This window comes from Pontibacter vulgaris, from assembly GCF_022758145.1.
Classification (GTDB): Bacteria; Bacteroidota; Bacteroidia; order Cytophagales; family Hymenobacteraceae; genus Pontibacter; species Pontibacter vulgaris.
Genome location: NZ_JAJVDH010000003.1, coordinates 669,945 through 689,175, shown reverse-complemented (window position 1 = coordinate 689,175; position 19,231 = coordinate 669,945). Strand labels below are relative to the sequence as shown.

Genomic DNA, 19,231 nt, shown 5'->3' with positions numbered 1-19,231 from the left:
GTTATAGTTTAAACTTAATCGGGAGGCTGCCCACTACGCTAAAGCCAGGCGCCTTAAACTTCAGCAACTTAGCTACTCGCAGTGCCTCTTCGCCCGTGCCGGCGCCAGCATTGCTTAAAATTTTAAAGCCAGATGTAGAGCCATCTTCGTTCAGGGTAAAGCTGATAATGCAATCGCCCTGTACGCGGTTACGCTTAGCCAGCAGCGGATACTTCTGCTCTTTGGCTATAAACTTATACATAGCTTCTTTTCCACCTTCGTAGTACTCAGCAATCGGAATAACTTTGTCAGGCATCCATACTTTCTCTTCCTGAGGGGCCTGAGCTTTAGTCTCCTGGGTTTGCGCTGATGCAGTTATAGCTGCAAAGGCAAACAAAATAAACAAAAATGATAATTTGGTTTTCATAAGGGTAAAAATTAAAAATTCTAATTAACGGAGCGAGAGGGACTTCTGCAAGCTTATTCTTCCGGCTGGTTCTTAAGTTGTTCGTTTACTTCCTCTATAAAATTAAGTATATCGGCACGGCCCTCCCTGTCTACAGCCGATGTTTTAAACATACGTGGCAACTCGTCCCAGCTTTCACGAAGTTTACGGGCATAAGCGGCTATAGTTGAGTCGGTTTTTGTACCCGACTGCTTGTCTGTTTTAGTAAACACGATCACAAAAGGCACGCCAATATTACCCAGCAGGTTTATGAAATCCAGGTCGGTTTTCATCGGGTCGTGGCGCGAATCTATCAGCACAAATACACAGGTCAGGTTCTCACGCTTCTGGAAATAGAAATTGATCATCTTGCGCCAGTCGTCGCGCGAGCCTTTACTTACTTTAGCATATCCGTAACCGGGTAAGTCAACCAGGTACCATTCGTTATTGATAAGGAAGTGGTTGATAAGCTGGGTTTTGCCTGGCGATGATGATGTTTTGGCAAGTCCCTTTTGTTCCGTAAGCATATTGATGAGCGAAGACTTGCCAACGTTGGAGCGCCCGATGAAGGCGTACTCCGGCTTATCCGCCACGGGGCACTGATCCACACGCGTGTTGCTCATCAAAAATTTTGCTTCCTTAATAACCATGTTGTATTGTTTAAAGGCGCTACAACCTTAATTTTACCCGGAAGTAATGCAGCGCCATGTAATTAGTACTCTTTCCGCTTATGCCGGAGCAGGCGGTAAAAAGTTTTTAGCCTGTAAAGTTACCACATAATTTTATAATCATGAAGTATATGCTTTTACTTGGGCTATACTTTGGGTAAGTAAACGCAGGCAACCCCTAAACATTATAAACAAGTGATAAGGTGAAGCAGATTTGGATTAAGCTGATAGCACTGGCGTGTTTGGTAATGGTAAGTACCGGGTTAGCTGGCCCGGGTAATAAGGCTATACTTAAAAAAGCAGACAAAGCTTTTGAACAAGAGCATTTCCGGTTAGCTGGCAACTTGTACAACAGCTACCTGAAATCGGCACCAAATGATGCCTACGCCAATTATAAAGCGGGCTTGTGCTACCTGGAACTCAATGAGCCCGGAAATGCAAAACTGTACCTGAACAAAGCTTATAAAGAAAATGCTTCTATCTCTAGCCAAATACTGCTAATGCTGGCCAGGGCTTACCATCTCAATGCTGACTTCGAGCAGGCTGTTATAATTTATAAGCAGGAGCTTTCTGCATCTTCGCGCCGCGACGGGTTATACATTGAGTTTCTGCAAAAATGTATAGACGAATGTAAAGCTGGTATGGCCATGCTGGAGCAATCACAAATAGCCAGTATCCATAACCTGGGGCCGGCAGTAAACACCAGCTTCTCAGATTATGTACCCGTTCTTTTGTCGGGCGATTCTGTAATGCTTTATTCTGTCCGCCAGCCTTCTACAGCTAAAAATAAAGGTATGGAACAGATCTATCGTTCGGTACTTAAAAATAAGGAATGGCAAGCGGCTTTGCCGTTTTTAAATGAAACAAATGGGTTGGCAAACCATGCTGTTGTTTCGGTAGCGCAACAAGATCGGGTAATGTATACTTATTTAACCGGGAAAGGACTTTACTGTACCCGACAAACCGAGACAGGCTGGGCAAAACCAGAGCGCCTCAGCTCGCCCTTTAACCAGGGAAGCACAGAGCTATCAATATTTGTTACCGAAGATGGCCGCTTCGCATTTTTTTCGAGCGACCGTTCCGGTGGTTTCGGCGGCCTGGATCTATACATCAGTTACAAGAAACCGGATGGCACCTGGAGCGAAGCCCTTAACATGGGACCAACCGTTAATACTGTTTATGATGAAGATGCCCCTTTTGTAGATACAACTACAAATACGTTATACTTCAGTTCTACAGGCCATAACAGCATAGGCGGTTATGATATTTTTAAATCTCATATTAAGGGTTCTTCCTGGAGCAAAGCGCAAAGCCTGGGCATACCCATTAATTCCCCATACGACGATATCTACTTTATACTTTCACCTCTAAAAAACAGCGCTTATTTCTCTTCCGACAGGCCCGGCGGACACGGAGCCAAAGATATTTATCAGGTGGTTTGGTAACTTCATACTTGCATTCTAACATTCACCTTTTTCTGTAATAAAACTTCATAAGAAAAAGCTCTTGAACTTGCAAGCGGCTAAATCACACTGTTTTACGCACAAAGAAGTATTTAAAAAGTATATAAATATTAAATTTTATATATATTAGCAGATTGATTTAATATTTTGCAGAAAATTTTATACTTTATACTGCGGAAACGTACATTTATAGCAAAAAGCCTGAATCAGATACGGCCAGGGGCAGGGGAGTTTCATGCAAGTATACCTATTCAGATATACTTTAATTTTTAATTAACGTATACACCCGAAGTTTCTTTTGGGAAGGCGCAGACTAGCTTCTGCAGTGGTCTCTCTATTATTGTATGTTCAACCAAACCTTAAGTACATATAACAAACCTTTTACAACATGAGCAATTTAGCCAAATCGTTTTCACGATTTTCTCTGCTGCTTGCAGTGGTTTGCCTTCTGGCAGCCTCAGCCTCTGCACAAAGCAACCGGAAACTGATACGTAGTGGAAACAAGTTTTTTGACCGGGAAAACTATAGGGCAGCTATTCCTTTTTATGAGCAAGCGGTAACCAATAACCCTAACGATGCAAAGGCTTTATACTTTGCGGGTATCAGTTATATGACGTTTGATAAGGAAAAGGCAGCCGATTATATTTACCGCGCCCAGAAAATTGACCCAAAAGTAGACCGTGACCTGGAATACTGGCTGGGCCGTGTAGATCATATTAACTATCGTTTCGACGATGCAATCAAGCATTTTCAGGCGTATCAGAAAACAGGTATCCGTAAGCGTGATGAAGAGCGCCGCGAAGAGGTTGCACAGCTGATCCAGCATGCCCGCAACGCCAAGCGCGAAGTAGCTAACCCGAAGGATGTATTCGTTAAAAACCTGGGTGGTACTGTAAACACAGCTTTCTCTGAGCATAGCCCGGTTATTTCATCTCAGGATAATTACCTGCTTTATACTTCGCGTGGCGATATTGCCAGCGGCAGAAAAGCAGCCGACGGTGAATATTTTGAAGAAATTTACGAAGCTACCCGTAACGAAGCTGGTGAGTGGGAAAACCCACGCTCAGTAGCAGCGGCACTTCGCAGCTCCGGCCACGATGCCTCTATCCAGCTATTCGACAACGACACCAAAATGCTTATGTACCGTGGTGGCAAAAGCGACAACGGCGATATACTTGTATCGGAGCGCCAGGCAGATGGTAGCTGGGGTGAACCAAAGAGCATCAGCAGCAACATCAACACAAAAGATTTTGAATCGGATGCATACATCACGCCAGATGGCCAGACATTATTCTTCTCAACAAGCCACTACTCAGAAAACGGCGACCTGGATATTTATGTATCAAAGCGCAATGCAAGCGGCGGCTGGGATAAGCCAAGAAGTATAGGCACAACCATTAACACTCCTTTTGATGATGACAGCCCGTACCTGGCTAAAAACGGTACTTTATACTTTGCATCAAGAGGCCACAACAGCATGGGTGGTTACGATATCTTCTCTGCCAAGTATGACTCGGTAGCCAGAAGATGGAGCCGCCCTGTTAACTTAGGTTCGCCGGTAAATACGCCCGATGATGATACCTACTATCGTTTAAGCCCTGATGGAAGCTATGCTTACCTGTCGTCTTACCGCATTGGTGGCTACGGCGAAAAGGATATCTACACCATCAACTACCTACGCACTGTGCAGGTTAAAGGCCATGTATATTCTTCTGTTGATAGTACAGCCATACCAGGTATAGAAATTACATTCAGTGGCCAGCAGGCTGATAAACGCCCGATAGCTTACCGCGATGTAACAAAGCCTGATTCTGCCACCTACGAAGTAAATATTCTTTCTGGTCGTAAATTCCAGGTAGAGCTTGGTAAAGACGGAAGAATAGTTGCCACACAGGAGCTGGACGTACCGGTTGTACTGAACGATACCACTACCATTTACCAGGATTTCTATATTGATTTTGTAGATACTACTGCTGCCCGTATTGCCGGCATGAAGAACATCTACTACGATACAGACAAGTATAACCTGCGTGCTGAGTCGGTGCGTGAACTGGATAACGTAGCACGTTACCTGAAAGCTAACCCAACTGTAAACATCAGCATAGAAGGCCATTGCGACTCCCGTGCAAGCGATGCCTACAACATGACATTGGGTAACAACCGTGCCGATGCTGCTTACGATTACCTAGTTAAGCAAGGCATTTCGCCTAAGCGTATGGTAACAGTTACCTACGGCGAGCGTCGTCCGGCAGTACCGAACACATCTGCTGAAAACATGCAGCTTAACCGCAGAACTGAATTCAGAATTATACCAAGAAGAGACGAGCCAGCTAAAAAATAGTATAGGCATACCTCTAAAAAGAAACAGGCTGGGCAAACGCTCAGCCTGTTTCTTTTTATATTTCGGTACATAAACCATGCTTTATAGTTTTAGGAACAGTATTTTTGCAAGGATTACACGTTAAAGAAGCGAATGGCAGTAATACCTTATAAAGACCAGAACGATAATAAGAAATCGCAGGTGGCCACGATGTTTAACAACATTGCCGGCAAGTATGATTTTCTTAACCATTTCCTTAGTGCCGGCATAGATATTATCTGGCGTAAAAAAGCAGTAAGCCTGCTGGCTCCCGAAAAACCAAAACTGGTACTGGATATTGCTACCGGTACCGCCGACTTTGCCATCGAAACCCTGCGTTTACAACCAGACAAAATTGTTGGCGTAGACATTTCGGAAGGTATGCTGGCAGTTGGCCGCGAGAAGCTGGCGCGCAAAGGCCTTTCTCATAAAATAGAGCTTTTGTACGGCGATTCAGAGAACCTGCCATTCGAAGACAATACGTTTGATGCCATTACAGTAGCTTTTGGGGTGCGCAATTTCGAGAACCTTAAAAAAGGATTGTCTGAGATGAACCGTGTCCTGAAACCTGGCGGAACAGCTGTCGTACTGGAGTTTTCGATGCCGCGTAGCTTCCCGATGAAACAACTCTATCAATTTTATTTTAAGAATATACTACCAGTGGTAGGTAGATTCGTTTCTAAGGACCAGGCGGCTTATACTTACCTGCCCGAGTCGGTGCAGGCGTTCCCCGACGGGGAAGCTTTTCTAAACATCTTTCAAGAAGTTGGATTTAAATCAACGAAATGGCATTCACTTACATTCGGCATCAGCTCTATTTACACCGGAAAAAAATAACCCTTTTACCTTTGCTGGCTTTACTGCTGCTTTGCGGAAACGCGGCAGTAGCGCAAAAAAAGCTGAGCCAGAAAAACAAACCGGACTACGACTTTAAAACCGTACACTATGGCTTTTACCTGGCGTTGCCGCTCACAAAGTATAACCTGGAGCACTCGCAGGAGTATGCCGATCAACTAAGTTTTAGCTCGCACATGACCGTGAACGCTAAAACAACGCCCGGCTTTTATACCGGTCTTGTACTAAATGTAGGCCTTGCCGAGTACCTGGATGCACGTTTTGTGCCTGGTGTAGGATTTTATGGCCGTACCATAGAGTATGCCAACGTAGTGCAGGAAGGCGGCGAGCGTAAAGATGTAAATGTTACATTAAGCTCTACTGTAGTGGAACTGCCCGTACTTTTAAAGTATAAAGCCAAGCGCCGCACCAATTACCGCATGTACATGGTGGGTGGCGTAAAGCCCGGTATTGACCTGAGCAGCCGCAAAACCGACCAGCCCGGCTCTGAGCTGCGAACCGAAAAATTTGATCTTGCTTTAGAGTATGGCGTAGGCCTTGATATTTTTTACCCGTTCTTTAAATTTGCCCCGGAAGTGCGCTTTTCGCATGGTTTGCTTAACCAGCATATACCAGACGATAACATTTACAGCAGCAGCCTGCAGCGCATGACCAACCACAACATATCGTTTATACTTTTCTTTGAATAAGCAGATGTCTAAAATTGCACTGGTTACCGGAGCTACTTCCGGTATAGGCAAAGCCACAGCCCTTGCGCTTGCCGCACAAGGTTATAGTATAATTGCCGCCGGCCGACGCACTGAGCGCCTGGAAGAACTTAAAGCTCAGATTACAAACGTGCCTGTATTAACATTAGAGTTTGATGTGCGCGATAAAGAAGCGGTGCAGCAGGCTTTGGGCTCGTTGCCGGAAGAATGGCAAAGTATAGATGTGCTGGTAAACAATGCCGGCAATGCCCATGGTTTAGCATCTATACAAAGCGGCTCTCTGGATGATTGGGATGCCATGCTGGATATTAATGTGAAGGGTTTGCTGTATGTAACGCATACTATACTGCCTTACATGATCGAGCGTAAAAAAGGACACATTGTAAACATTGGCTCCATTGCCGGCAAAGAAGTATATGCTAACGGCAACGTCTATTGCGGTTCTAAGTTTGCAGTAGATGCTATTTCCAAAGCCATGCGCATAGACCTGCTACAGGAAGGTATAAAAGTATCGGAAGTTAACCCTGGATTGGTAGAGACAGAGTTCTCTGAAGTTCGCTTTAAAGGAGATACAGCCCGCGCTGCTACTGTTTACCAAGGCTACCAGCCCTTGCAAGCCGAAGACCTGGCAGACCTGATTGTATTTATGGTTACTAGGCCAGCCCACGTTAATCTTGCTGAAGTTTTGATCTTGCCAGCTGCCCAGGCATCGGCAACCATAGTAGATAAGAAACTATAGGCTGTAAACTTCTGTAAAGTTGAGGCCGTATTTAAAAGGGTGGTTGCAGTTATGCAACCACCCTTTTAGTTTTTTAAACTTACTAAACCATACTATGAAGAACAGCAGAGAAGAGAATCAGCAACAGGAAAATCAGAATAAAAACAGGCCGGAAGCTAATGTTACAGGGCAAAACCAAGCAGGAGGTGTTTCTAACAAAGCAAATGTTAAGGGTTCCGTAGATACAGGGCAGCATGGCACAAAAGCTACTGCATCGCAACAGCAGGGGCAAGGCCTCGGAAGTGCCAAAGATCATAACAAGCGGAGCGGAAGCGATAGCGGGCAGAATACAAATAAAAAGACCCGGTAACTACAATACGTTCAACTATACAACTAAAAAGGGCAGTAACCTGAAGTTGCGCCCTTTTTATACTTTAATCAGTCTTAAGATTTTTAGTTTAAATAATAACGCAATAGCCAGCCAGTGCTGGTAAACGTGTTGGCCGGCGGATTATCGTTTACTTTAACCTTGGTATACTTATCAGCCTCTATTTTATTTTTATACTTGGAGTCCTCGATCCATACTTGTTTGCCGAGCTTGGAGCCGTGGCCTTTTACAGTATAACTATCTACGCCGGCGCCACCCCTTATTTTTATACTTATACGAGGCTTAACGTGGCCTTCCACTATAAAAATATCGCGGCCATCAAGCCCAAAAAGGCTAAGCTCTTTTGTAGTGCTGGCATGGTATATTCGGTTGAAAATTTCGTCTTTCCGTTCTCCTTCTTTGGTTGTTTTAAAACCGCTTACCTGCACTTCATCAGCAGATAATATTTTTATTTCATACGTTTCATGTTTATCCGTGCCTACTACTATAGCAGAGGTTGCCAACTCTTTAAAGTATGAGCTGGCTATACTTTGGATGTTGTTGCGGCGGGTTTTAAGGCTGTTAATAATAGGGGCAGCCGTTAGTTTGTAAATAGTATCTGGCATGGCACGGAACGCTTCTTCTATCACCTCATCGGTAAGTTCAAGTTTTATACTATCTGCTACTTCCTGCCAATCCTTCAGCGATAGCCCCGAAAGTAAAAGATCATCCAGGTTGCGGCCGCTTTCATTCAGGCTTTTAATATCGTTTACCTTAGGCCGATACGTCTGAAACTGGTTTCTGAATCCGGTGCGCATGAAAAGCCATGGAATAGGGGCATCCGTAAGCTTGTAAAAAACGTTGTCGCGGTCGCGCGGGATGGCTTGGTATGCGTTGCCATTTTTGCTCTTGAACTCGGCCCATCGCCAGTTATCTTCATGGCGGCTCCAGTCGCCTATCAGCATGTCAAATAAGCGCGATCTAAGGTACTGGCGGGCATCAATACTGTTATCATTATCTGTAAGCCGGGCCTGTAATATTTCTTCTGTGTCCTGGATGTGTTTGGCATTGCCCATATTCGGGTTACCGGACTGATCGCCGCTAGGCCTTTTTTCCAGAAGCGCCATCATGCCACCAACTTTTTGCACAAACTCGCCCAGGCGCGGATCGTGCGGAACAAAAACCAGCTCCGGATCGGTATGGTATACACCTATGGCTTCGGCCATATGCGGCAATACAAGCGCTGCATAAGGGTGGGTGGCAGATGTAGCATCGCGCAGGATATGAGCCGGATAACTTTTGCGCCATTTTTCCGGCAATGCACTCGCCGGGTCTTTATCGATAGAGCGCAGCACGTATTCAGTACTATCCGGTGCCTGCAAACGCAAGTTTATACTTTGGCGGCTACCACCAGATTTTAAAGGGGTGAGCCCACCTTTGGCAGTTCCGATATCCAGCACTTTTACCTGCACCGGTGTAGCCCAGGCATTGCGGTAATGCTTACCATAAAATAATGTGAAGAGCTTACTATGGTCATAGCCAGGGTTAGGAGCAATTGCAATAGTGCTGTCTTTATAATCAGGTATGGAGGTGGCGTTATAGTTTTTGGGTGGCGGTATTTGCTGTACCGAATGGCTGAACCGCTGACTACAGCCAAAAAGCAGCATCACCAACACTGGTAAAAAAATTTTGATAAAGTTATAGTTGGTTTGTAGGTGCATAAAGTATAAAATGCAACATGTTGTATTGCAGGATGTTACGTTGACTGATGAATAAGGGCTTTTGTAAGAATTTATTCTGAAGCGAAAGCAGCTTAAAAGCCTTCTCTATCAAAAGCATGTACGCGCACATCATGGCCGGTTTTGTCTTTTGTTTCTTTGCTGCCTTTTATTTCTGTACCACGCTTGGTATCGTAAACTATAGTTTGTTTGCCCGGACTTTTTACCCTCGATGTATCTTTTATCTCGTCTTCGCCGCGGCCACCAACTATAGCTACAGTTATACCTTTATTTACCTCGCCGCTCACTTCAAATTTGTCACCTTCAGCTAAACCATATAAGGTAATCAGTTGTGTTTCTGCACGGTTAAAAGTACGTTCGTAAATTTTCTTTTTATCATCACTCCGGATTACGATAACACGGGTTTCATCGTCGTTCAGGCGCTTTACTTCAAACTTTTCTTCCTGGTCAGTGCCAACTATTATTGGCTCTTTTGCCAGAATCCTGTAAAACTCCTGTGCGGCTTCCGGCAACTTATCACGGCGGCTCTTTAGCTTTTGTTCGGTATCTTTACCAACCAATGCATATACAGAATCCGGAAACTGGCGAATGGCTTTCTCGATCACTTCATCGGTTAAAGCAGTTTGCAGTTCTTTGGCCAGTTTCTGAAAATCTTCTGCTGTAACTTCTGACAGGGCACGCTCATCTATAAATTTAGAGTTCATGGCCAGCGCATACACATCTTTATACTTCTCATCAAAGGTTTCGAACTTCCTTATGGCCCAATTGCGGCTAAATAACCAGGTAAGTATTCCATCGTTAAATTTAAAGAAAGCATTGTCTCGGTCTTTGGCTATAGGGCGGTAAATGGTTTCTTCTCCCTCTTCGTACTCGGCCCATTCCCACTGGCCTTCGTGTCGGTCCCAATCGTTCAGGAACAGATCAAAAAGCCGGGCTTTAGCAAATGCCTGCTGGTCTATATGATGGGTGTTTTTCTCGAAACGCTTGTTCAGCATTTTGTTTGAGTTAACTATCGCTTTCGCATTGCCCAGTGATTCAGGAACAGCCCCATCGTCATCGAACTTGTTTTCAATCATAAATACCCTGTCGCTGAAGCGTTCAGTATGCTCCCCGAAACTGCTGTCGTTGGGCTGCACATATACTACTTTAGGTGTGGAGTGTGGTAATTTTGCAGCTGTCGCCATTGGTGGTATAACCAAAGCGCCATAAGGGTTTATAGCCGATGTCTGGTTGCGGATGATGTTGGCCACAAATGTTTTGCGCCATATAGTAGGCAGCACACTTACCGGATCTTTATCCAGTGAGCGCATGGCGTACATAAAACCATCTTTATCGCTAAGGGTTATGCTGGTAGTCTGAAAACCGCCGCCAAGTTTTTCTATTTTAAGGCCTCCATATTCCTTTTCGAGGCGAAAAACAGGCACTGTAACCGGGGCTGCCCAAACAGCGCTATAGTGCTTGCCCCAAAACAAATTATGAAAGAAACCTCGTTTGTAATGCTCGCCTGCCCGGATGTTTACACTATCTAAAGTATTGGAGTTTTTATTGTGTAACTGGTCGTGCAGGGCAGTATCTGTAAGGGGAGTTTCGGTAAAAAAGTTTTTCCTGGCACAGCCGGTACTTAGTAGTATGCAGAGTATAAATATAAATTGCAGTAGGTGGTTTCTCATGACAAGAATAGGTGAATATATATATGACTCTGTTTAACGTAAAACAGGTATAATGTTTTCATGGGGGCTACCACTGCCAATATAAGTGTTTGATTGTATTTGTTTTGAGGTTATACTTTGTGTACTTAAGTATGTAAAATGGAAAGTATAGATCTATACTTTGGAAATAGAAGGAGAAGGGTTAATCTTTCGTTGCAGCAACTATACAAAGCATCAGGCCCGGCTTAGAAGTTAGCCGGGCCTGATGCTTTGTTAGTTTTATACTTGTTTTATCGCTTCACAAATTCCACTCTGCGGTTATTGGATTTAGCTTCCGGTGTACTGTTTTTGTCTATAGGTTTAGATTCTCCAAGACCTTTCGCTTCCAGTCTGTCTGCTTTTATACCTTGGTCCACTAAGTATGATTTCACGGCTTCGGCGCGTTGCTGGCTCAGTTTCATGTTAGCGCTTTCGTCACCGTCGCTGTCGGTGTGGCCTTCTATTGTAAATTTCATAGTGGGCTGTTCCTGCATCAGGTGGGCAATATCTGCCAACGTACCCGCTGATTCTGGTCGTATAGTTGCTTTGTTTACATCAAACTTAATACCGTAAGTTACAAACTTGCCGTCGGCCATTACCTGGTCATAAAGCTTTTTGCCACCTTCGGCTATAAGCACATTTTTAACCATCGTGTTAGACTCTATGCGCTTATCTATTTCGATACGGAGGCCGGTTGGCTTGCCCTGTACGGTTGGTATATTTATCAGGCGCTGGTTGTCGAGGTATACTTTCATACTCCGCTTATTAAAGGCAATGGCAACGTGGCGCCACTGGCTCTTAATATCCTGGGCAGCCAGATCTTCTGACTCTGTGCCAAAAGTTTTAAACTTAGCCTGGTTTGCTCTTATCGCTATCGGATCCCAGAAATGGCCGTTTATTTCTTCCTTATAGGTTTTATTGTCATCAACCAGGTAAATGTTATACTCAACATTTGGGTTGTCGCTATCGAAAAACAGATCCATTTCTATGGTAAAGGTTTCAGGCAGCCAGTGCTCTTTTTTCATCAGGGGTTTTATACTTGTTCCGTAACTCACCAGGTTTATCACGCGGTCGTTGCCAAAAACAGCTACTTCGGCGTTACCATTGTTCAGGTCCCAGCGCGATGGAAACTCTCCAATTTCTTCACCTGCCAGGTTATCTGAGAAAAGCACTTTACTGCCAGGCACAAAATCATACTTGCTCCATGCTTTTGATTTACCTTCTCCTTTGCCACCCGCTGATGCAGTGCTTGTTCCGTCCTCTGATTCAGCATCACCATTTCCAGACATGCCTCCTTTTTTGCCGCTCAGTGCATCATCCACTTTCTTATCAACCTGTTGGTCTACTTTCTGGTTGATTTTCTGATTAAGCTTGTCCTGAAGCTTTCTTCCGACATTAAACTGCGCATAAACTGGTTGTACAAAGAGCAGAAACACTACTGCCCAGGTAAGCATAAAAAATATTTTTTTCATAGTTACAATAGTTATTTTAATTGTAAATATTAAAATAAATATTGTTTAAATCATAATTTACAAGTAGCCTTTACCGTGTTTTGCAGCTTTTTTTTAGTGAAGGAGAAAGTATAGCCGGTGAAAGTATAAACAGCTAACAGGGAGGAAAATGTATGGGGGATTTATAAATAAATCTATACTTTGATAGTGTAAAATTACGCGCGATCAGAAGTATAAAATAAAAAAGGGAGCTACCGAAAGTAGCTCCCTTTTTTATTTTATACTTAAAGTATTTTAGTTATCGCTTTTAGACATACGGTTACGCTCGTTCTCATCTAAGTAGATCTTACGCATACGGATGCTCTTAGGAGTTACTTCCAGGTACTCATCCTTCTGTATGTATTCCATGGCTTCTTCCAAAGAGAAGTTTTTAGCAGGCGCGATTTTTACGTTATCATCAGAACCGGAAGCACGCATGTTTGTCAGCTTCTTACCTTTCTGAATGTTAACCGTGATATCGTTTTGGCGGCTATGCTCTCCAATTACCTGGCCCATGTAAACATCTACACCCGGATCAACGAAGAATACACCTCTGTCCTGAAGTTTATCGATAGAATAAGCTGTACCAGGACCTGTTTCCATAGAGATGATAGAACCGTTGTTACGGCCAGGGATAGTGCCTTTGTATGGCTCGTAGCTCTGGAAGCGGTGGTTCATGATAGCCTCACCAGCAGTAGCAGTAAGTACGTTGTTACGAAGACCGATAAGACCACGCGCCGGAATGTTGAATTCGAGGTGCTGAAGGTCGCCTTTTGGCTCCATAATCGTAAGCTCACCTTTACGCTGCGTTACCAGTTCAATTACCTTACCGGCAGTTTCTTCCGGAACGTCAACTACCAGGTGCTCAATAGGCTCGTGGCGCTGGCCTTCAATTTCTTTATAGATTACCTGTGGCTGACCAACCTGTAACTCATAACCTTCGCGGCGCATTGTTTCGATTAGTACAGACAAGTGAAGGATACCACGACCAAATACCAGGAATGAATCTTCACGGTCAGTTTCCTGAACGCGCAGGGCAAGGTTTTTCTCTGTTTCCTTGAACAGACGATCGCGCAGGTGGCGTGATGTTACGAACTTACCTTCTTTACCGAAGAAAGGAGAGTTGTTGATCGTAAACAACATGTTCATCGTAGGCTCATCGATAGAGATACGAGTCAGTGCCTCCGGGTTTTCAGCATCAGCAATTGTATCGCCAATATCAAAACCTTCTATACCTGTTACAGCGCAGATTTCGCCAGCTGATACTTCAGTTACTGTTTTCTTACCAAGGCCTTCAAAAACCTGAAGTTCTTTAATACGACCTTTTTTGATAGTGCCATCTGCTTTCATCAAGCTGATAGGCATGCCTTCTTTAAGTGTACCACGGTGAACACGACCGATAGCGATACGACCTACGAATGAAGAATAGTCAAGCGACGTGATCTGCATCTGCGGTGTACCTTCACGGAACGGAGCAGCTGGTATCACATCAATGATAGCATCTAAAAGTGGTGTGATGTTGTCAGTTGGCTGCATCCAGTCAGTGCTCATCCAACCTTGCTTAGAAGAACCGTATAGCGTAGTGAAGTCAAGCTGATCTTCATTAGCATCCAGGTTAAACATAAGGTCAAATACCTGCTCGTGCACTTCATCAGGGCGGCAGTTCTCTTTGTCTACTTTGTTTACCACTACAATCGGCTTCAGGCCAAGCTGAATAGCTTTACCTAATACGAAACGAGTCTGTGGCATGGCACCTTCAAAGGCATCTACTAGAAGTAGTACACCATCGGCCATTTTAAGTACACGCTCTACCTCACCACCGAAATCGGCGTGACCAGGCGTGTCAATGATGTTGATCTTAACGTCTTTGTAGCGAACCGACACGTTCTTGGAAACAATTGTGATCCCGCGCTCGCGCTCCAGGTCGTTGTTGTCCAAAATCAGGTCATCAAATTGCTGGTGGTCAGCGAATAGCTTAGAAGCGTGGATGATCTTGTCCACAAGCGTTGTTTTGCCGTGGTCTACGTGTGCGATAATCGCGATATTTCGAATGTTCTGCATTGAATTGGGTTTTCGAGCCGCAAAAGTACTAAAAAGCCTTCACATTATTAGTATGCTGCTCGAAATAAACAGGTTATGGTTGTATTAAGTACTTCGCTGCCAATGTAATGACACTGGTTATGGAGGCTAACACAAGCCAGACAACGTTTGTTCAATCACATAAAAAATAAGTAAAACCAGCGAAAGCCAGGCTATGATTTGCCTCGTAAGTATAAGTATGAAAGCAACTTATGTATTTACGATCAGCTTGTTGGCACTACTGCATTTACAGGCCTGTGCCCAGCAGGAAAAGCCAGATACTAAGGCTGGCTATACTTCTTCTATTTCACCCGTATCAGCAAATAATAGTAAGGCCACACAAGATACTGTGATAAAAACGGATGCCCAATGGAAGAAAGAAATGACCCCGGAGCAGTATTATGTGATGCGAAAGAAGGGAACCGAGCGGGCTTTTTCAGGGAAGTATAATAACTATAAAGAGAAAGGAATTTATACCTGCGCTGCTTGCGGCAACGAGCTTTTTACCTCCGATACCAAATTCGACTCTGGTACCGGCTGGCCTAGTTTTTTTAAACCCATCTCTGCTAAAAAGGTAAAGGAAGTGCCTGACAAAAGTATGGGCATGGTGCGTGCGGAAGTTGTTTGCGGGCGCTGCGGGTCGCATTTAGGCCACGTTTTTGAAGATGGCCCCAAGCCAACCGGGCTGCGTTACTGCCTTAATTCAGTGGCTTTGGGCTTTAAGAAAAAGTGATAGCTACATGTTAGTTGATTGTTGATAGTTAATTGTTTAAGTCAGGTTTATATGATTAGATGATACCAGGTTTTTATGGTTTGTAGCCTGTTCAAATAATTAACCACCTAACAAGCAGCAATAAAACAATCAACAACTGGCAATTAACAATTAACAACGCTGAGCCGTATCTTTTATCCAAACCTATTAAACCTAAAACTATGGCTCTTTCATCAGAAGCAGAAAATATAGAGAATACCGCACAAAGCATTATGAATGCTTTTAAAGAAATGAATGTGCAGGAAGGCGAAGTGTTAAACTACCAGGATTTGTACCCATACTTGCAGGAGCGTTACCCAAAGTATAAAGACGTGCAACAGGAAGCTGAACAACACCTTGCCAAACTAGCTTATGTAAACCCGGCTCCCGATGGGCTTATGTTAACGCAGGTAGGCTACAAGTCGCTGAGCGAAGCTAAGTAAGAGCATTTATACTTTGTACTTCGTAAGACTAAAGTATAAGCAGGTGTTTTTCACCTAAACTGAAAAATGACTGAAGTATGGCAAAGTATAAAACTGGCAGTTGGGGAATATTACTTTTGTTTGGCATGGTGGCTTGTACATCGCTGTCGGAGGGAAGTGGTAATTTGCCGGCAAACCCGGATAATGACAGGCGTGTGCAGTTCGAAAGAGGAAACAATGCTGAACTGCGCAGGCAAATGAACGAGCAGTCGAGCGATATAAACCGCAAGCGTAACATAGAGGAGCAAGGCAGTAACAGCCCGGCCACCACGCCACCCATGCTCAGGCCGCAGCAACTGCCAAATGCCCCCATTGATACTGTGCATCACAATGTGCAACGGCCCTTTAAAACTAAAAAACGGGTAAATTAATTTTAACTGAAACGCCCTGCCAGTAGCAATTGGCAGGGCGTTTCAGTTAAAATACTTTCATACTATCTTTCTTCTTCATCTACATCCAGCGGTTCCTCATCCGGGTGTAGTTCGTCCGGTTCTAGGTCTACGTATACTTCATGGTCGGGCGCGGTCGTATCTGATTCTCTGGTATCATTATCGGGCGCAGGGTTAGCCTTTAGATTTTTTCCTTCAGTTTCTTGCCCCAGTTTTTCGGCGTTCTTTTTAGATGTGCGCGGGCTGTTTTGCTGCTTCATGTAAAGTATAAAATAAGTGATGTTGAGTGTACGAAAAACCGGCAGCTTAGGCAGTTGTAAACCTGAATTAAAGTGATGTGCAGGCAGGGGAGGTACATTAGGCGCACTATTCGTATATTTGCTATCTCAAACAGAACCTATGGCTGAAAATTATAAAAGATATACAGTAACCGCTGCTTTGCCTTATGCAAACGGACCGGTACACATCGGGCACCTGGCGGGCGTATACCTGCCTGCCGATATTTATGTGCGCTACCTGCGTGCCCAGAACCGCGACGTGAAATTTATCTGTGGCTCTGATGAACACGGTGTTCCGATCACGATACGTGCTAAAAAAGAAGGTATCACGCCGCAGCAGGCAGTTGATAAATACCATGAACTGATCAAACAATCTTTCGAAGATTTCAATGTTTCGTTTGATATCTACGACCGTACTTCTTCTAAAATACACCACGAAACAGCCTCTGATTTTTTCCTGAAGCTATACAACGATGGTAAATTTATAGAGCAGACCACGCAGCAGTACTACGACGAAGAAGCAAAGCAATTTCTGGCAGACCGTTATATTGTGGGTACCTGCCCTAAGTGCGGAAACGAGAATGCCTACGGCGACCAGTGCGAAAGCTGTGGCTCTACCCTGAATGCAACCGACCTGATTAACCCGAAAAGTACCTTAAGCGGCGCCGTGCCGGTAATGCGCGAAACTAAGCACTGGTACCTGCCGCTTAACGAGTATGAAGCCTGGCTGCGCGAATGGATCGTGGAAGGCCATAAAAGCGACTGGAAACCAAACGTATACGGCCAGTGCAAAAGCTGGATAGACCAAGGGCTGCAGCCTCGTGCCGTAACCCGCGACCTGGACTGGGGCGTGCCGGTGCCTGTTAAAGGCGCCGAAGGCAAAGTGTTGTATGTATGGTTCGATGCTCCTATCGGTTATATTTCTGCTACCAAAGCGCTTACGCCTGATTGGGAAAAATACTGGAAAGACAAGGAAACCAAATTGGTACACTTTATCGGCAAAGACAATATTGTTTTCCATTGCATTATTTTCCCGGCTATGCTAAAAGCGCATGGCGACTATATTTTACCGGATAACGTGCCTGCCAACGAGTTCCTGAACCTGGAAGGTGACAAGATCTCTACCTCGCGTAACTGGGCCGTTTGGTTGCATGAGTACCTGCAGGATTTCCCGGGCAAAGGCGACGTGCTGCGCTACATGCTTTGCGCCAACGCCCCGGAAACAAAAGACAACGACTTCACCTGGAAAGATTACCAGTCGCGTAACAACAACGAGCTGCTGGCCATACTTGGTAACTTCATTAACCGTGCTGTTGTACTCACGCAAAAGTATTACAATGGCGCTGTGCCGGAGCGCGGCGAACTGACAGATTACGACAAAGAAGTGCTGGGCGTGTTGGAAGGTATGCCGTTGGTAATTTCTACTTACCTGGAGCGCTACCGTTTCCGTGATGCCTTGAGCGAACTGATGAACCTGGCACGTTTAGGTAATAAATACCTGGCCGACACCGAACCTTGGAAGCTGATAAAAACAGATGAGGAACGCGTGAAAACCATCATGAACATAGCGCTGCAGATTTCTGCCAGCCTGAACATCCTGATGGAGCCATTCCTGCCTGCTTCTGCACAAAAGTTATCTAATATGCTGAATAAGCCGGTTGGTAAGTGGGCTGAAGCCGGCGCTGCTGATCTGTTAGCTGTTGGGCATGTAATTGGTACACCGGAACTGATGTTTGAAAAAATAGAAGATGCTGCCGTAGAAGCACAGGTACAGAAACTACTGGATACAAAAAAGGCAAACGAAGCAGCCAATGCAGTAGCTGAGCCGGCCAAGGAGAATATTACCTTCGAGGAATTCTCTAAAATGGATATCCGGATCGGAACTATACTTGCCGCCGAGAAAGTAGCCAAAACCAAAAAGCTCCTGAAACTAACCATAGATACAGGTATAGACCAGCGCACGGTAGTAAGCGGCATAGCGGAGTTCTTTAACCCGGAAGATATCATTGGCCAGCAGGTAAGTATACTTGTAAACCTGGCGCCACGCGATATAAAAGGCATCACGAGCCAAGGCATGATCCTGATGGCAGAGAACTCAGATGGGTCTCTAGCATTTGTGCAGCCAAGCAAACAAATTATGAATGGCGGCGGCGTTAGCTAAGTATAAACCAGGCAGCTGATAAATAACAAAAAGGCCTCATGTATTTAGCATGAGGCCTTTCTGTTTCCGGTCAGGAATTGAACCAGTTTATACTGCCATTTCCTTTTCTTGCTGGGCGGCCAGTAACCACTTTTTCGCTTCATCAAAATCGCCGAAGATCTGCATTTGAAAAGAATCACCAATTTTGGCGTTCATGGCTTCTGCAGATAAGGCCGCAAATGATTCGGGGCTTACCACATGGGCAAAATGCGTAAGTCCGGCTTTAATGGCACGAGGTGTCCAGTTGTTGGCTATCCACTCCAGGGCATGGTCCCAGGGGCCTACTACCAAACGGTTATCATTTAGCAGGTATGGGCATTTATAAAAGGAAATTACATCAATGCACTGGTCTGCGCCCAGCATAATTCCATCCAAAGTCTGGTACCCTAACCAATTGTTATGGGTTAAATTATTTTTCTCGATGTATTCTATTGTCAGGAAGATTTTCCCGAAAGCGTTGCTTATTTCTTTTTTCATAAAGCTGAAACAGATACCTAACTCTAGATAACACGATTCTAAAGGCCCTGTTAGTCTTTAAGGTTGTGATCTCTGTAAAAAATCAAATATAATATAA

Annotated in this window: 18 protein-coding genes; 10 read left to right on the top strand and 8 right to left on the bottom strand. The window is 44.6% G+C overall.

Annotated elements, in window-relative coordinates; genetic code table 11:
- Position 1: 1 nt before the first annotated feature.
- Together LWP20_RS08310 and yihA are read right to left on the bottom strand one after the other, a co-directional pair.
- Complete coding sequence (locus LWP20_RS08310; RefSeq protein ID WP_242927660.1) at positions 2-406, bottom strand: energy transducer TonB; 405 nt, start codon at positions 404-406, stop codon at positions 2-4.
- A 53-nt stretch (positions 407-459) separates the two neighbouring features.
- The gene (gene yihA / locus LWP20_RS08305) at positions 460-1,074 is read right to left on the bottom strand and encodes a ribosome biogenesis GTP-binding protein YihA/YsxC (protein WP_242927659.1); all 615 of its coding nucleotides are present in this window, start codon (positions 1,072-1,074) and stop codon (positions 460-462) included.
- 221 nt (positions 1,075-1,295) lie between these two features.
- Here yihA and LWP20_RS08300 point away from each other — a divergent pair, with 221 nt between their 5' ends.
- The 6 genes from LWP20_RS08300 to LWP20_RS08275 all read left to right on the top strand — a co-directional run bounded on the left by LWP20_RS08300 (position 1,296) and on the right by LWP20_RS08275 (position 7,564).
- Entirely contained in the window at positions 1,296-2,537 is a 1,242-nt protein-coding gene (locus LWP20_RS08300) for a tetratricopeptide repeat protein (protein ID WP_242927658.1), read from the top strand.
- Positions 2,538-2,943: 406 nt separating this feature from the next.
- On the top strand, positions 2,944-4,896 hold the full coding sequence (locus LWP20_RS08295; protein ID WP_242927657.1) for an OmpA family protein: 1,953 nt from the start codon (positions 2,944-2,946) through the stop codon (positions 4,894-4,896).
- Between the two features lie 132 nt (positions 4,897-5,028).
- Positions 5,029-5,751 carry a bifunctional demethylmenaquinone methyltransferase/2-methoxy-6-polyprenyl-1,4-benzoquinol methylase UbiE gene (gene ubiE, locus LWP20_RS08290; protein WP_242927656.1) on the top strand — a complete coding sequence of 241 codons (723 nt, stop codon included), beginning with the start codon at positions 5,029-5,031 and terminating at the stop codon, positions 5,749-5,751.
- An 11-nt stretch (positions 5,752-5,762) separates the two neighbouring features.
- Complete coding sequence (porT, locus tag LWP20_RS08285; RefSeq protein ID WP_242927655.1) at positions 5,763-6,458, top strand: type IX secretion/gliding motility protein PorT/SprT; 696 nt, start codon at positions 5,763-5,765, stop codon at positions 6,456-6,458.
- Between the two features lie 4 nt (positions 6,459-6,462).
- Positions 6,463-7,215, top strand: a complete 753-nt coding sequence (locus LWP20_RS08280) for an SDR family NAD(P)-dependent oxidoreductase (protein ID WP_242927654.1) — start codon at positions 6,463-6,465, stop codon at positions 7,213-7,215.
- Positions 7,216-7,309: 94 nt separating this feature from the next.
- Entirely contained in the window at positions 7,310-7,564 is a 255-nt protein-coding gene (locus tag LWP20_RS08275) for a hypothetical protein (RefSeq protein ID WP_242927653.1), read from the top strand.
- 83 nt (positions 7,565-7,647) lie between these two features.
- Here LWP20_RS08275 and LWP20_RS08270 read toward each other — a convergent pair whose 3' ends face one another.
- The 4 genes from LWP20_RS08270 to typA all read right to left on the bottom strand — a co-directional run bounded on the left by LWP20_RS08270 (position 7,648) and on the right by typA (position 14,539).
- Entirely contained in the window at positions 7,648-9,282 is a 1,635-nt protein-coding gene (locus LWP20_RS08270; RefSeq protein WP_242927652.1) for a hypothetical protein, read from the bottom strand.
- A 92-nt stretch (positions 9,283-9,374) separates the two neighbouring features.
- Positions 9,375-10,970, bottom strand: coding sequence for a hypothetical protein (locus LWP20_RS08265; protein ID WP_242927651.1), 1,596 nt, complete (start codon positions 10,968-10,970; stop codon positions 9,375-9,377).
- A gap of 269 nt (positions 10,971-11,239) precedes the next feature.
- Entirely contained in the window at positions 11,240-12,460 is a 1,221-nt protein-coding gene (locus LWP20_RS08260; protein ID WP_242927650.1) for an OmpA family protein, read from the bottom strand.
- 273 nt (positions 12,461-12,733) lie between these two features.
- Positions 12,734-14,539 (bottom strand): translational GTPase TypA, encoded by a 1,806-nt coding sequence (gene typA / locus LWP20_RS08255; RefSeq protein WP_242927649.1) that lies wholly within the window; start codon positions 14,537-14,539, stop codon positions 12,734-12,736.
- Between the two features lie 217 nt (positions 14,540-14,756).
- On the opposite strand from typA, the gene msrB reads away from it, so the two are divergent.
- From msrB to LWP20_RS08240, 3 genes are all read left to right on the top strand, one after another.
- Positions 14,757-15,290: a peptide-methionine (R)-S-oxide reductase MsrB gene (gene msrB, locus LWP20_RS08250; RefSeq protein ID WP_242927648.1), complete on the top strand. Its 534-nt coding sequence runs from the start codon at positions 14,757-14,759 to the stop codon at positions 15,288-15,290.
- A gap of 200 nt (positions 15,291-15,490) precedes the next feature.
- The gene (locus tag LWP20_RS08245) at positions 15,491-15,751 is read left to right on the top strand and encodes a hypothetical protein (RefSeq protein WP_242927647.1); all 261 of its coding nucleotides are present in this window, start codon (positions 15,491-15,493) and stop codon (positions 15,749-15,751) included.
- A 77-nt stretch (positions 15,752-15,828) separates the two neighbouring features.
- Positions 15,829-16,161, top strand: coding sequence for a hypothetical protein (locus tag LWP20_RS08240; RefSeq protein ID WP_242927646.1), 333 nt, complete (start codon positions 15,829-15,831; stop codon positions 16,159-16,161).
- Between the two features lie 62 nt (positions 16,162-16,223).
- Here the strand turns inward: LWP20_RS08240 and LWP20_RS08235 are convergent, their stop codons facing one another.
- Positions 16,224-16,439 (bottom strand): hypothetical protein, encoded by a 216-nt coding sequence (locus tag LWP20_RS08235; RefSeq protein WP_242927645.1) that lies wholly within the window; start codon positions 16,437-16,439, stop codon positions 16,224-16,226.
- Between the two features lie 139 nt (positions 16,440-16,578).
- On the opposite strand from LWP20_RS08235, the gene metG reads away from it, so the two are divergent.
- On the top strand, positions 16,579-18,618 hold the full coding sequence (gene metG / locus LWP20_RS08230; protein ID WP_242927644.1) for a methionine--tRNA ligase: 2,040 nt from the start codon (positions 16,579-16,581) through the stop codon (positions 18,616-18,618).
- Positions 18,619-18,705: 87 nt separating this feature from the next.
- Here the strand turns inward: metG and LWP20_RS08225 are convergent, their stop codons facing one another.
- Entirely contained in the window at positions 18,706-19,134 is a 429-nt protein-coding gene (locus LWP20_RS08225; protein WP_242927643.1) for an STAS/SEC14 domain-containing protein, read from the bottom strand.
- Positions 19,135-19,231: the final 97 nt, after the last annotated feature.

Excerpts from the sequence above, each read along its gene's own strand:
- LWP20_RS08310 (WP_242927660.1), bottom strand. The coding sequence starts at position 406 with ATGAAAACCAAATTATCATTTTTGTTTATTTTGTTTGCCTTTGCAGCT.
- yihA (WP_242927659.1), bottom strand. The coding sequence starts at position 1,074 with ATGGTTATTAAGGAAGCAAAATTTTTGATGAGCAACACGCGTGTGGAT.
- LWP20_RS08295 (WP_242927657.1), top strand. The coding sequence starts at position 2,944 with ATGAGCAATTTAGCCAAATCGTTTTCACGATTTTCTCTGCTGCTTGCA.
- ubiE (WP_242927656.1), top strand. The coding sequence starts at position 5,029 with ATGGCAGTAATACCTTATAAAGACCAGAACGATAATAAGAAATCGCAG.
- LWP20_RS08280 (WP_242927654.1), top strand. The coding sequence starts at position 6,463 with ATGTCTAAAATTGCACTGGTTACCGGAGCTACTTCCGGTATAGGCAAA.
- LWP20_RS08275 (WP_242927653.1), top strand. The coding sequence starts at position 7,310 with ATGAAGAACAGCAGAGAAGAGAATCAGCAACAGGAAAATCAGAATAAA.
- LWP20_RS08270 (WP_242927652.1), bottom strand. The coding sequence starts at position 9,282 with ATGCACCTACAAACCAACTATAACTTTATCAAAATTTTTTTACCAGTG.
- LWP20_RS08265 (WP_242927651.1), bottom strand. The coding sequence starts at position 10,970 with ATGAGAAACCACCTACTGCAATTTATATTTATACTCTGCATACTACTA.
- LWP20_RS08260 (WP_242927650.1), bottom strand. The coding sequence starts at position 12,460 with ATGAAAAAAATATTTTTTATGCTTACCTGGGCAGTAGTGTTTCTGCTC.
- typA (WP_242927649.1), bottom strand. The coding sequence starts at position 14,539 with ATGCAGAACATTCGAAATATCGCGATTATCGCACACGTAGACCACGGC.
- msrB (WP_242927648.1), top strand. The coding sequence starts at position 14,757 with ATGAAAGCAACTTATGTATTTACGATCAGCTTGTTGGCACTACTGCAT.
- LWP20_RS08245 (WP_242927647.1), top strand. The coding sequence starts at position 15,491 with ATGGCTCTTTCATCAGAAGCAGAAAATATAGAGAATACCGCACAAAGC.
- LWP20_RS08240 (WP_242927646.1), top strand. The coding sequence starts at position 15,829 with ATGGCAAAGTATAAAACTGGCAGTTGGGGAATATTACTTTTGTTTGGC.
- LWP20_RS08235 (WP_242927645.1), bottom strand. The coding sequence starts at position 16,439 with ATGAAGCAGCAAAACAGCCCGCGCACATCTAAAAAGAACGCCGAAAAA.
- metG (WP_242927644.1), top strand. The coding sequence starts at position 16,579 with ATGGCTGAAAATTATAAAAGATATACAGTAACCGCTGCTTTGCCTTAT.
- LWP20_RS08225 (WP_242927643.1), bottom strand. The coding sequence starts at position 19,134 with ATGAAAAAAGAAATAAGCAACGCTTTCGGGAAAATCTTCCTGACAATA.